The sequence below is a fragment of the Bradyrhizobium sp. 132 genome, assembly GCF_023074185.1.
Taxonomy (GTDB): domain Bacteria; phylum Pseudomonadota; class Alphaproteobacteria; order Rhizobiales; family Xanthobacteraceae; genus Bradyrhizobium.
This window is the reverse complement of record NZ_JADPKY010000155.1, coordinates 10,348-24,265: the sequence shown is the minus strand read 5'-3', so window position 1 is coordinate 24,265 and position 13,918 is coordinate 10,348. Positions and strand designations below refer to the sequence as shown.

General features: G+C 58.7%; 8 protein-coding genes. 5 read left to right on the top strand and 3 right to left on the bottom strand.

The window, feature by feature from the left end:
* The first annotated feature begins 261 nt into the window (after positions 1 to 261).
* Positions 262 to 1,392: a polysaccharide pyruvyl transferase family protein gene (locus tag IVA74_RS32785; RefSeq protein ID WP_247351162.1), complete on the top strand. Its 1,131-nt coding sequence runs from the start codon at positions 262 to 264 to the stop codon at positions 1,390 to 1,392.
* A 10-nt stretch (positions 1,393 to 1,402) separates the two neighbouring features.
* Here IVA74_RS32785 and IVA74_RS32780 read toward each other — a convergent pair whose 3' ends face one another.
* Positions 1,403 to 3,070 (bottom strand): putative Ig domain-containing protein, encoded by a 1,668-nt coding sequence (locus IVA74_RS32780; protein WP_247351160.1) that lies wholly within the window; start codon positions 3,068 to 3,070, stop codon positions 1,403 to 1,405.
* A gap of 276 nt (positions 3,071 to 3,346) precedes the next feature.
* On the opposite strand from IVA74_RS32780, the gene IVA74_RS32775 reads away from it, so the two are divergent.
* Positions 3,347 to 4,165, top strand: a complete 819-nt coding sequence (locus IVA74_RS32775) for a glycosyltransferase family 25 protein (RefSeq protein WP_247351159.1) — start codon at positions 3,347 to 3,349, stop codon at positions 4,163 to 4,165.
* Positions 4,166 to 4,222: 57 nt separating this feature from the next.
* Here IVA74_RS32775 and IVA74_RS32770 read toward each other — a convergent pair whose 3' ends face one another.
* Entirely contained in the window at positions 4,223 to 5,272 is a 1,050-nt protein-coding gene (locus IVA74_RS32770; RefSeq protein WP_247351157.1) for a glycosyltransferase, read from the bottom strand.
* A 107-nt stretch (positions 5,273 to 5,379) separates the two neighbouring features.
* Between IVA74_RS32770 and IVA74_RS32765 the strand changes: the two genes are divergently transcribed.
* Positions 5,380 to 6,576: a glycosyltransferase gene (locus tag IVA74_RS32765; RefSeq protein ID WP_247351155.1), complete on the top strand. Its 1,197-nt coding sequence runs from the start codon at positions 5,380 to 5,382 to the stop codon at positions 6,574 to 6,576.
* Here the strand turns inward: IVA74_RS32765 and IVA74_RS32760 are convergent.
* On the bottom strand, positions 6,565 to 7,563 hold the full coding sequence (locus IVA74_RS32760; protein ID WP_247351154.1) for a glycosyltransferase family 2 protein: 999 nt from the start codon (positions 7,561 to 7,563) through the stop codon (positions 6,565 to 6,567). The two genes, IVA74_RS32765 and IVA74_RS32760, sit on opposite strands and share 12 nt — an antisense overlap.
* Before the next feature lie 325 nt (positions 7,564 to 7,888).
* Here IVA74_RS32760 and IVA74_RS32755 point away from each other — a divergent pair, with 325 nt between their 5' ends.
* Positions 7,889 to 8,227: a hypothetical protein gene (locus IVA74_RS32755; RefSeq protein ID WP_247351152.1), complete on the top strand. Its 339-nt coding sequence runs from the start codon at positions 7,889 to 7,891 to the stop codon at positions 8,225 to 8,227.
* A 349-nt stretch (positions 8,228 to 8,576) separates the two neighbouring features.
* Complete coding sequence (locus IVA74_RS32750) at positions 8,577 to 13,817, top strand: Ig-like domain-containing protein (protein WP_247351150.1); 5,241 nt, start codon at positions 8,577 to 8,579, stop codon at positions 13,815 to 13,817.
* The last annotated feature ends 101 nt before the right edge of the window (positions 13,818 to 13,918 follow it).

Here is a 13,918-nt window from a genome sequence, read left to right as displayed (position 1 = left end):
CGCTCGGTAACGCTGCCTTTGGCTGCTGGGCGGATATTCCGTTCTCTGGAACCTGATTTGTTCCGCGCCGGCGAGGGACACTGGGGGGACGCGAGAGCGTGATTGGGGCAGAAGCCGGACTGAGCGCGAAAGATCGAATCTGATGCCTGACGCAGGGAGCCCGGCACCGCAAACTGTCCGGCGCTGTCGTTGGCAGCACGCACATGCGTGCTTGCTCAGCTGTAGCAAGTACCTCGCGGAACGCGGAAGTGGATTTGTCGAATGCGGAATTTGGGTAATGCATCAGAAGCCGTTCGATGCTGTGATGCGGCCGGCGGCACCGAAGAGTTCAGGACGATGGCCGAAAATCCCATGAAGGGTTCTCGTACCCTCATCGCGGAATTGCAGAGTGAGATCGACAGGGTCATCGGGCCCTATCTGGACGGCGTCGACGACTTTGCACTGGTTGACTTCCCCAACCATCCAAATGTCGGAGACAGCGCCATATGGTTGGGTGAAGAGACCTATCTGCAAAAGAAACTGGGAAGAGCGCCGTCCTACGTGTGCACCTACGACACCTGGGCAAAGGAGGATTTTGAAAGAGCGGTTCCTGCCGGACCTATCCTCATCCATGGCGGCGGCAATTTCGGTGACCTGTGGCCAAGTCATCAGGAGTTTCGTCTCAGGCTTCTATCAGAGTTTCCCGACCGCCAGATCATCCAGTTGCCGCAAACCATACACTTCTCCTCGAAGGCAAGTCTCCAGCGCGCCGCGGACATCATCAACGCTCACAAAAAGTTCCTGATTCTGGTTCGGGACGTGCAGAGTTTGACGGTCGCGAGAGAGGAATTCACGGCGCCCGTCGATCTCTGTCCGGACATGGCATTTTGCCTGGGGCCGCAGAGCTCGCGAGCGGCAATAACGAGGAATTTATTGCTGCTGCTTCGAACCGATCACGAGAAGGTAGAGCGGGCGCGTTCTCGTCCGCTTCCGAGCTTTGCAGTTGTCGAGGACTGGTTGACGGAACGGCGCGGCTTGGGAAAGTGGTTGTTTCTCAAGGCGCTGCTTGAGACGTCCCTTCTCGTGTTCAAAGGCAGGATGCCATCCGAGCTCGACGCGCGCATTCGATGGTTTCACCTTTTGGCGTCGAACCGCGTAGCGCGTGGAATGAAGCAGGTTGGATCGTCGGCCTATGTGATCACGGACCGGCTTCACACGCACATATTTTGCGTGTTGTTAAATGTCCCGCACTCGGTCCTTGACAACAATTATGGAAAGATCAGCACTTTTGTCGATGCCTGGAGCAAGCCCTTCGAGAAGTTGGGCCGACCATTGAGCACGAGTGTGGACGAGGCGGTCGCAACCTTTCTGGGTATGTGCAAAGGCGCTCCGACGTCGCCGAATCAAGAATGACGGTCGAGCATCATCTTCCGTCCAAGCGGCCCGCCGGATCGTGCGCGTCGACCGTGAATGTGGTCGCCCTCGTTGTTGTCTGGCCCGCGTTGTTTGTGCAGGAGATTGTCAGGGTGCTGACCCCTGTTGCCGTTGGTGCGCCGGTGATGAGTCCGGTGGGGGCGTCAAAGGAGAGACCCTGCGGTAGTCCTTTGACGGACAGGATCTTCGGCATCATGACGCCGGCGTCGCACTCCCCATAGATATCGTGGCGGTAGCGGTCGCCCGCGGCGGCCGAAAGGGGGCCGGTCGTCATTCGTGGGCCGCGATTAATGGAAAATCGCAGGGGTTCCATCGTCGAGCCATCAGGCTTGTAGCCATAGACGACCACGTGAGACCGCCCGGCATTGCCCGTGCCGGCGGTGAAGTCCGCCCTGACCGTGCGCGAGGCCGGGTCGTACGAAATTCCTGCCGGGAATTGCGTAAACGTCGTCTGCTCCGCCATGCCTGGTTCGGAGCTGTCGTAGGGTACGACCTGGACGAATTCGGTGACGCTTGCATCACCCCAGAGGGCCTTGGCGCTCGGGAGCACGACCTTGCCGTTGCCGTCATAATCGACATTAAGGCCTTCGACAGAAACCAGCGGCTTCCAATGCGCGACGCCTGCCGTCCGCCAGCCGCGGATCCAGTCCACGTCGAGATAGGCGGTCGCCGAGCCGGCCCACGCCGCGGCGTCATACGCCTCGCCCGCGAACGTATTGTTGAATATGTGTGACGTCAGCAGCACAAATGAGGGCATATTCTTGCTATTGGAGTCCACGCCAACAAACTGGGACCGAAGGGCACCATCGACGTAGAGCTGGGTGCTTCCGCCGTTTCGAAAGACGAAGCTGAAGACGTGGAACGTATCGTCCATATAGTCGAACGGTCCGGCGCTGTTGTCGGTCGAGATTGCCCCCGACGTGTGGACGATATTGCTGAAGTGCATCCCTTGAGAGTTGCACTCCAGATCCCACTCGTTGCCGGTTGGATTGAGCACGGGTGTGACGGAATAGGTCCAGAATGCTGGATGAAAGCCAGCCGGATTTGTAAGCCTGGAGCTGAACCGGGCACGTATCTCGATGATGACCGCGTTGGTGGTCGGGTAATATGCAAATGCCCCGGCCGTATGGATCATCGCGGAGAGGTGCGGGCGGACGCCTCCGTTGATGGACCGGTCGGTCGGTGTAAGGAATGGCTGCTCGCGCACTGTAGCCTTGCGCGCCCCGAGCCGCAGCACCGAACTGGAAACCGACATGTTGTCGAAGCCGACCGCGACGCCGCGGTTACGGTCTTTGTAACCTGTCGTTAGCGGGTCGGCATCAAAGGCTGTCCCTAGCGACATGGTATTGCCGCGGATGCCTGGATGATAGGCGCCAGTCGGAAAGAACTTGCCGCGCGGGTTTGCCGGACCGATGATATCAAGAGTGTCGAAATCGTCACCCCAGGACAGCGTATAGCCGGCATAGAACCCACGGCCATTCTGGCCGACGACGGCGCCACCGACGATTTGGCTGCTTCGCTTGAATGGCGTGATGGATCGCAGGCGCTGTCGCGCACCATCGTTGCTCAGGCCTAGATAAACTGCTGAGCCGCCAACAACCAACGATGCGACGAAGATTGCTGCCATGGTGCCGTTGATTCGACGCTTTGATGGCATCCACGCCTCTCTTAGGTTAAGACCGTCATGATTTTCGCGACGTACGCATTCACTCGCTAGTGAGGAACCTTCGGTTCGCACCGAGGCGTCCGAATGCGGACCCTTTCAGCGTATAGCCGCAGATTTCGTCCTGACGGGGATAACAATGTGAAACATCGTCGCGAGCATGGCAGCCTGGCCGCTTGCCTCCTCCTTGTCAGCAGAGACAAGTTCGCGCTAATCGTTTCGAGATGATGTGCGATGCGGTTCCAAGTTGACAGCGCAGGACTGACTCCAATGGGCAGCGATCTCAGAGTTGTGGCGATTAGTTTGGCCGGTTCCCAGCGCCGCGAGCGCGCGAGTGCAAATCTGGACTCGCTTGGTATTCCGTGGACCTTCTTTGATGCCCTGCGTGCGCCAGCCAAGGGGCTGCCGCAATATGATGAAGGGCTGGCCATCCGCTTTTGGGGCAGGGGCCTTTCACGAGCCGAGATCGGCTGCGCCGCGAGCCATATGAGCATCATGGCGCAACTGGGGGCATCAGACACCGACGATTTATGGACACTTGTGGTAGAAGACGATGTCGTTCTCGATGCCGGATTCGACTTTCGATCGCTTCCGGATATCTGCAAGGCTGCCGAGATCGGTTATCTCCGGCTGTATGGGCGACACATGGCACCCAGCAAGCATGTGGCCTGGCTGGATCAGCGGGAATTGGTACGGTTTGAGCGCGCGCCAATGGGAACGCAGGCCTATCTGATCTCCAGCCGCGCCGCACGTCGATTCATCGACAGCGTGACGACGATCCATCGGCCAGTCGACTGGGAGATGGATCGCTTCTGGGCAAATGGCCTGTACAATTATGGCTTGTTTCCATTTCCGTGCCTTGAGCTGACGCTGCCATCGTCGATTGCAAAAGCGGCCGAGTCGCTCGGCGAGCCGACAGCGCTTGACAGGGCGGCGTGGTTTGCGTGGAAATCGATGGAATACGTTCTGCGCTTGTCGGAAAATTTTCGCCTTCGCCAGTCCGACAGGCGGATTCGTGCCCGCCTTGCCGGCGTAACCAATCTTTACGGGCCAATGCCGGAGACAATCCGCAGGATCGAAAGTCTGTGATTGACGCTTGGGGGGACGAGGATCTGACGTGGTGGGTTGCCTTTGGCCACCGCGCATTCAGGCGTGCTTGCGTCGGATGACGCTGCCGAACCTCTGGAGCGGCCTCAGGAGTTCTGCCCTGTTGAACCGGAGCATGATCAGCCGGTATGCAAGCCAGGTCGGACTCAAGAATAACGCAGTGAACCAGACGATATGAGAGGCCGCGGTCCGCCATCGTGTCGTCTCGGTCAGGGCGAGCCATATGCCACGACGCAGAAGCGAGCTCGACGTGTCTGCGTCTTGGGCGACATACCTCAATCCCAATTTTCGTGACGCTAGGCGATAGTTGACAAAGACGATCTCGTTATCGATTGGCGTTGCAGCTTGCACATGTACCGACTTCCTGTCGCAATGCGCCTTTAGGATATCGAACTCGGCGACGCGAAACCCGATTTGCCTGGGGAAATCGGGAAAGCGCTGCGCGCGGCCCTTCGCGTCGTTCCGGCTGATATTTCGACCATGGAGCCGATATTGCCCCAAGGTTGCCTGTACCGTGACGACGTCCCCGTAAAGAGGCGCAATCGAGTTGAGAGCGCCGTCGTATCCGACGGGCGGATTGAGAGGGATGACCTGGCGAAGAAACGCTCTGGAATACGCATTTCCCGACATGACCGGCCAGATGTACGTTCCCGACCGGATAAATGCTGCATGCACGTCCTGTGATGTATACGACTTCGGAAACGCACAAAATAAGCGTCCAAGAGGCGTGCCAGCGCCGTCGATGAGTTCTAGATCGAATTGAACTTTCGAGAGACCCTCGCGCCAGTGTGCGACGACATTTTCCACTGCTGTCGGCATCAGGATATCGTCTGCATCGAGGAACAGCAGCACATCGCCTGTCGCCTCACGATACCCGACCTCGAATGCTGCGATGTTGCCTTGGTTTGCCTGAAATACGGCTCGAATCCTGTCACCATATCCGGCGATGATCTGACGGGAACCGTCGATCGAGCCATCGTCGACGACAACGATTTCATCCGCCGGACGCGTCTGATTCAACGCGCTGTCGATTGCCAATCCGACATACCGTTCGTAATTGTAGACTGTTATGACGATGCTAATCTTCACGTGTGTCGCTCAGGAAATCCGCCAGTGTCACCGAAGGCTATCAATCCATGCGTTGATGAGCCAGAAGTAATTTCACGGTCCGCAAGCATGGTTGGTGAGACAATCGCATGAAAATCGCTCTGATCGATCCGTCGCTGTTTACCTGGCCATATGATCTTAAATTAGCCAAAGGATTGACCGATATTGGGCATGCAGCCAGCATTGTTGGGCGCCAGCTTGGGCAGAAGCCGTCCCTCGACGAAGTGCGGTTTCTTGACCGGCATTTTTATTCTGGGATGCAGTCGCGCTTTTTCAAGAAACTTCCGCGCAACGTGCAGCTGGGACTGAAGGGTCTCAGTCACGCTGAATCAATGGCTCGGCTGATCAGGCGCTTCAGGAGAGCGCCGCCCGATGTGATCCATTTCCAGTGGGCGCCGCTGGCGATCGTTGACAGCCAGTTCGTTCCCAAGTTCAGAAAGATCGCGCCAACTGTGCTGACCGTTCATGACTCGAATCCGTTCAACAACAATCCGAGCTCGCGGATACAGCGGATTGGCGCGCTCAAGATTCTGCATTGCTTCGACCATCTTATCGTTCATACGACCGTTGGTCGCGATCGCCTATTGCGCGTTGGTATCCTCGACGAGAGGATATCGGTTATCCCGCACGGATTGCTGACGGATCATATCGCCCGACCGGCCGACGAGCCTTCGGACGGGGGCGGGCGCGTTCAAATACTCCTGTTCGGCAAGATAAAGCCCTACAAGGGCGTAGACGTCATGCTTCGCGCGCTTGCGCTGCTGCCTCGAGAGGTTAGGGCGCGTTGCGTTGTGAAGGTCGTGGGCTGGCCGGAAATGCCGATGGAGCCGCTGTTTGCGATGGTGAAGGATCTGCAGCTCGAAGAGCATGTCGAATTTGACCTGCGTTTTGTTCCGGAAGATGAAGTCACTTCGCTGGTCGCACGCGCGGACATCCTGGCTTTTCCGTACCGGGATATCGACGCGTCGGGTGTGCTGATGCTGGCGATCGCAGCGGGACGTCCCATTGTCGCGTCGAACCTTGGAACATTTTCGGAATGGCTGAGCGATCAGGCAGAAGGGACGCTCGTTCCGCCAGATGAACCCGTCGCATTGTCCCGGTCGCTCGAGCGCTTGATCAGCGATCCTGATTATCGAAACTCCAAGGGTCAAGGAATGCTGGATCTGCGCGATTCCGTGCCGACGTGGACCTCGATCGCACGCCTGACCGAGGCCGCCTATGCGAAGGCGGGCCAGCGTGTGGGCGCAGATGCCAGCGTCCAGGTTCTTGAGGCTTCACGAAACTGAAGGGGTCATCTGCCAGGTGGTCTGGCGGATCGACAGGATGCCCCAGAAAAAGCCCAGCGCCCACGCGAAATGCATCACGACAGCGGCCGGCAGGGCCAGCAGTCCGCAGATCGAGCGATGCTTTCCTGCAATCATAACTGCGGTCAGTGCCAGTATCGCCAGATAAGCCGCCGGCAATGCCAACAGCGCTGGCGCCACTGGAGACAGTAGGATGGCGCAAACCGTGAGTGCAACATGAGTGGGTACTAGGAACTGACGCAGTCGCAACGATCCGGGATGCCGTCTCACGGTTCTCGATCGACCGCGACCATAATTGAAATATTGCTTCGCCAGGCTCACGAAGCCTGATCGCGGTCGATATGAAAGGCGGATGTCCGAATCCAGAAATATCCGGCCGCCGATTGCACGCAGCCTGCAGTCAAACTCCGCATCTTCATTATGAGTGAAGGTTTCGTCGTAACCACCCGCCCTGCGGAACGCGTCAACGGTTATGGCCGCATGATGTCCGTGGTCGACAAAGCCGCTTTGCGTTCCGCCGCGATGTGCCGATCCGCCCGAACCGACCTTCGTGTCCGAGACCCAGGCGACGGCCTTCTGTAGGCAGCCGTCGCCACGCGAGTCCATGGGGACCACGACCGAGTCGGCTTTGCGCTCGTCCAGGGTCTTGAGAAGGCTCGAAACGTAATGAGCCGGATATTCGCAATGGGCGTCACACCGCACCAGGGCCTGCGCGCCCGCCCCGTAGACCTGGACGGCCAGATTGACGCCGGCGCTCTGTAACCGCTGGGGATTATGCAATAGATTGACGCTATCAATCTCACTGGCGAGAGCGCGGACAATGTCAGGCGTCCCATCCGTGCTGCCACCATCTGCAACCACTATTGTGCGGTCTTCGTGGAGACTGTCCCGGGCCAGGTTACGGACAACCGTCTCGATGTGGGACGCCTCGTTCAAAACCGGTACGACGATCAGGACTTTTCTAGACACGGTTTAGCTGCCACTTGCGTTTATCTGTTCAATCCGTTGGGAGGCGCGGGAACGCTATTTATTGATGCACGCCAAGGGACAAGCCAACGGTCGGCCAAAAGAATGGCCAACTCGTGACCTCTTGACTTGATCTCTTGGTGCCTCGGCAACTGAGCGAGTCTGACTACTGAGGTGCCTTGCAACCGGCGATCTATTTTGCGTGCCTGCTGTGTAGCCGATCGCCTGAAGATCGGAAGCGAATTCGAAATGGAAGCTCTAAGTGAGAGTTGCTGTTGCGGTCTTCGCCTGATGGCTTGCTGTATGTCGTCGTGCATCGGCTGATCCGATGACGCTGGATCTTTCATGGCAGGGGGCGCACGGTTGCGTCACGCTCTTCCTAAATCCCGAGATTCGTCTGCGCAACGTTCCCGCAGATGATGCGTCGATGTCGCTCACGCTGAGGCAAGGCGCGCGAGAAATGGGAGGCCAGAACGTTTCGGTTCCCGTAATAGCGTCGTGTTGTCTGGGGACGATCCGGACCTTCGGTCCTTGCAACCCTGGTCTGTACGAATGGACCGAAATCTTCGACAGGACAAGTTTCTTTCGGAAGCATCAGGGACGATTCTATCCCGCGGGTGAACTTGCATCGGGACAATTGTTTCGCGGCAACATCGCCGTGCCGTGACCGCCTGCAGCCTGCATCTGCACAACTCCCTTATTACTTTACTCGCCTCGAGTCCGAACGCGATGCAGCCGAATTCTTTGGGACCGCCATCGAGTTCCAGTTCTGTGCCTGGTTCCGGGAGAGGATCTCGCGCAGTGGAACGACGCGGCGGCTCGTCTGGTTGAAGTCTCTTTGCTGCGGAACGCGCTGACCTCAAACGATGCCCCGTATTCTTACGATGCCCTTGAGCGATGCGCGGTCTTGAAGCTGTCACTGAATTCCTCTTCATGCTTCAAATTGTTTCGAATCCGTAAGGCCGTTTTGAACGCGGTTGTCGTTGGCTGACCTACAAAGGGAGCAAGCAATCATCATGACCGGAATCAGCGGCACTGCCGGTGCTGACATCCTGTTTGGCGGCACCGGAAACGATGTTCTGACCGGAGGCGCAGGGGCGGACACGTTCGTCATCTCGAAAGGATATGGCTCCGACACTGTCGCTGACTTTCAGGCGGGAGTAGGCGGCGATGTGTTGCGGGCGCAGAATTACGGCTTTGCGACGTTCGCCAAATTCCTGGCCGCGGTTACCCAAGTAGGCTCCGATATAGTCGTAACTCTGTCGTCGACGGAAACTCTTACGCTGCAGAATGTCGCGCTTTCGGCTTTGGTCGCAGACAATGTCGCGCTGGACGATTCGTTGCCGGCAAGCGGTACGGCGTGGAACTGGGCGGGCACTGTTCCTGCAGGTGGCGCGCTGACGACGGGAGCAACAAATGACGGCATAGAGGCCGGCGGCGCGGGCGTTACCCTTATCGGCGGTGCGGGGGACGACACCTACTACGTCTATGACCACAACACCAAGGTCGTCGAGCAGGCCGGAGAGGGCATTGATACGATCCGTGTCTGGAACATCAATGGATACAGCCTCATCAATGCGTCGAACGTCGAAAACCTGATCCTGACGGATAGCGTTCCGTCTCCCGCCACCGGTAATGATCTCGACAACATCATTGTCGGCAATGCCGGCGACAACATGATCGACGGCGGTCGAGGCAATGATGTGCTGACCGGTGGGGCCGGTCGCGACACCTTTGTCGTAACCGCGGGCAATGGAAACGACATCGTCACCGATTTTCAGGCGGGCGCGGGAGGGGACATCCTGCAGCTCAACGACACGGGCTTCAAGACCTTCGCCGATGTCACGGCAGCCATGAAACAGGTCGGCACCGACCTGGTCCTGACGATCGCTAGCGGCGAAACCATTAGGCTCGAGAATACCAGCCTCCAGGATCTCACGCCCGCAAATATAAACATCGTCAGCCCGCTGACCGGACTGGTCCCGACCTTCAACGACGACTTCAACGCGCTCTCCGCGGGGCAGGATCCCAGCCTGACCTGGCGCACAAGCTATGCTTGGAGCGGAGCAGCAGGCTACGGGCTGGCCGGCGAACAGGAAGTGTACGTCGATCCCAGTTTTTCCGGGCTGCCGGCAACGCAGGCATCGACGTCGCTTGGGCTTAATCCGTTCTCGATTCGGGACGGCCACCTTGTCATCACGGCGCAGCCCTTGCCTGCGAGCGCCACGCCTTATACTGGGAGCGCCATTTTCTCGTCGGGCATGATCTCGACCCAGAACAGCTTTACCCAGACCTACGGCTATTTCGAGATGACGGCCACGCTGCCCAGCACAACCGGCGCGTGGCCGGCGTTTTGGCTGTTGCCCAGCACTGCCAATAATCTCAATACCGAGATCGATGTGCTCGAAGCCTTTGGTCAGGATCCTAACCAGGCCCACTGGGCCATTCACTCACCGTACGCGCCCGCGACGAATGGCGGTTGGGCAAATACAGCCAACCTGACTACCGGAGAACACACATTTGCGCTCAAATGGACGCCATACGACCTGACGTTTTTCGTCGACGGGAAGGAGGTCGCACAGCAGGCCACACCCGCCGACATGAATACGGCGATGTACATGATCGCCAATCTCGCGATGGGCGGGAGCTGGCCGGGCAACGCCGCTCCAGGATCGACGGCGACGATGACCATCGATTCGTTCAAGGCCTATCAGTTGCCGGAGTACACGCTTACCAACTACGCTCTTCTCACGAGCGGCACCCCGACCAACACGATCGCGGGAAGCGCGGCTGCGGATACGCTGACCGGCACTTCCGGCAATGATCTGATCGGTGGCGCCGGAGGCGCCGATACCATGACCGGCGGTGCCGGCGAAGATACCTACGTGGTGACCGATTCAGCTGCGAAGGTTGTCGAGGCCTATGGCGGAGGCGTCGATACGGTGCGCTCCTCGGTGACGCACGCGCTTTCCAGCTACGTCGAGAATCTGACGCTCACCGGCTCGGCGGCGATCAACGCCAGCGGCAATATCCAGTCCAACATCATCATCGGAAACTCCGCGGCGAACGTTATCACCGGCGGACTCGGTAATGATATTCTGACCGGCGGCGGCGGCGCGGATACCTTCGTAGTCAATTCCGGCGACGGTTCGGACATCATCACCGACTTCTCACCGGGATCGGGCGCCGGACACGACGTTGTGCAGTTGAACGGCTTTGCCTTCACCTCATTCGTCGACGTGCAGGCGGCGATGAGCCAGGTCAGGGGCGACGTATATCTGAAGCTGACGAGCCAGGATACGCTGGTGTTCCGCAACACGACGATCTCGGCGTTCAGCAGCGACGATTTCCAATTGCCCGCAACGCTCCCTGTCGGCGGGACAATTACGTCCTGGATCAGCGGAAAAGCGAGCAGCCGCATGATCTACGGCACCGCGGCGAACGACAAGCTCACGGCGGTGAATATTGATGACGCGCTCGTAGGATGGAAGGGCGACGATACCTATGTCATCGGCAACACGAACCAGAAGATAGTCGAGAATGCGGGCGGCGGCATCGACAGCGTGGAGGCATGGACGTCGTACACGCTGCCGGCCAACGTCGAAAATCTGACGCTGTTGATGGGAGGGCTCACCGGCGTCGGCAACCAAATGGCAAACCGCATGGTCGGCTCGAGCGGTTACGACATCGTCGATGGCGCCGGCGGGAATGACTGGCTCTCCGGAGGAGCCGGGAACGATACGTTCATTTACAATGCAGGCAGCGGCAACGATACGATCGCGGATTTCCACGTCTTCACGAGCGCGACTGCCGAACACGACAAGCTGATCCTGAAAGGCTATGACAGCGGCGCCTATTTGACCCATGTGAACGACGTGTGGACAGTTCACTACGCGGGTGGAGCAGATACGCTGCGCATTGCCGGCATCACCAGCTTGACATCGGCCGACTATTCATTCGTGTCCGCGACGAATGTGCCGATTGCCACGATGCCTATCAACGTGCCGACGATCGCGGTCACCAATGACAACGGTTCGATCGCGTCGGGCCTTACCAACTCAAATCACCTGATCCTGACAGGCCACGCGCAGGCAGGTCTGACCGTCGAGGTGTTCGACGGAGCAAATCAGATCGGCACGGCGATCGCCGACAACAATGGCACGTGGAGCTATGCTACGGGAACACTGATCGATGGTAGCCATGCGTTCGCGGCTGCCGCTACGGACGGCGCGGGCAATATCACTGCGCGTTCCGCCAATGTAGACGTCACGATCGACACGGTCGCCCCGACCGTCCCCACGGTCACGTCGTTCTCGCCCGACAGCAATATTGCAGGCGACGGCGTCACCAACGTCAATCACGTAAATCTGGCCGGGACTGCTCAGGCAGGAGGCGCGGTGCAGATCTTCGACGGTGCGACGCTGATCGGAACCACGGGCGCCGATGCCAATGGAGCCTGGTCATTTGCGACCGGAACCCTGGCGGACGGCAGCCACGTTTTTACGGCCAAGGCCGCGGATGCCGCCCGCAATCTCAGCGCGCCCTCGGCTGCTTTGAACGTGACGACGGATACGGTTGCACCCATTGCGCCGACCATCGTATCGGGCGCACCCGCGGCTTCGAACAGCATGATCATTTCCGGTACCGCGGAAGCCGGAAGCTCGGTGAAATTGTACGAAGGTTCGAGCTTGCTCGGCGCAGGTGTGGCGGGGACCAATGGCGCCTGGAACATCACGACCGGGCCGCTTACGCAAGGTCTACATAAGTTCACCGGGACCGCAACTGATGTGGCTGGCAATTTGAGTGCGCTCTCGAACGCCTTCAGCCCGACAGTCGGTACGGTGATTGAAGCGGCCGGTATGACAACGCTCACCCAAGTGGGAAGCTACTTCTATCTGTCGACTGGCGGTTCATCGGTTCTTCTAAAGAATGGCGGAGCGGCGGTTGTCGCGGGGCAGCTGGGCTCATGGGTGCCGGTGGGTGCGGAAGCATCATCGAGCGGCTACCTTGTCGCCTGGAAGATTCCTTCCACCGGACAGTTCGCGATCTGGGACACCGACAGCAACGGCAATTTCGTATCCAATTATCTGAACAAGGTGTCCAGCACCGACCCGGCGCTTGAATCAAGCGAGACTCTCTTCCACCAGGATCTCAACGGGGATGGAGTGATTGGTCTTCCACCAGCGTCCCAGCCGGTTTCAGGCACGACGATCGAGGCGTCCGGCTCGACTAGCCTGGTTCTGGTCGGCAAGAATTATTTGCTCGACTCGATGGCCAGCGGCACTGGGCCGACGTTGAAGTATGGCGGTATCGCGGTTGTGTCCGGACAATTCGGCGTATGGACGCCGGTAGCCGTGGAGCAGACGTCCAGCGGTTATGACGTGGCCTGGAAGATCCCGGCCACCGGCGAACTCTGTGTGTGGACCACGGACAGCAATGGCAACTATATATCGAACCTCCTGAACAAGGTGTCCCCGACCGACCCTTCTCTTAAAGCGGTCGAGACGACTTTTTTTCAGGACCTCAACGGCGATGGCGTCATCAATACGTCATCGACCATTCTCAAGATTTCCGGAAATGTCGTATTGAACCTGGACAAGATGACGCAGGCCGCAACGCTCGACGCCGGCGCCACACTCGAATTGTCGGGCGCGGCTTCCGGGTCGATCACTTTCAAAGCGTCGACAGGCAATCTGGTGCTGGACCATGCGGCGCAATTTACGGGAACGCTGATCGGTCTGGCGGGTGACGGCACCGCTGCCAATTCCAACCATATCGACCTGAAGGACATCGCGTACGGAGCGGGAACGTCGGCGTCGTTTTCCGGCAACACGGCCGGTGGCGTGTTGACGGTGGTCGATGCGCAAAATCACGCCGCACAGATTTCGTTGGTCGGTGACTACACAAAGTCGACGTTCAATATCTCAAATGACGGAAATGGCGGCACGCTGGTCATCGATCCTCCGAAGGCCAGCTTTGATTTCGCGTCCGTTCCGGCCTCGCAGCCCAGTGCGACTGCAGCGGCTGTCATGGCGGCGCGCCTGGGAAGCGACGGTCTTGTTTTCGAGCAGTCCGCTGCCTCGAAAGGCGCCTACGAGTTCGTTAGCGAGGCGTTCCATGAATCGGCAGGGATAACGCCTGTCTTGGAGGCCACTCGCCCGGAGGCCAACCTCGGCCTTCATCGGGTCGACGTCGTTGACGCGGTGGCTCCCATCGATGCCCATCTGGCGGAATTGCACAACTTCATCCTTCGCTGAAGGTCGTGAGGACTGGATGGCTGCGGACGTCAACAGTCAAGCCGACCTGATCAGATCGGCAGGGCGAATTCAGCAAGGTGAACTCAATCCCTGCTCAGCGC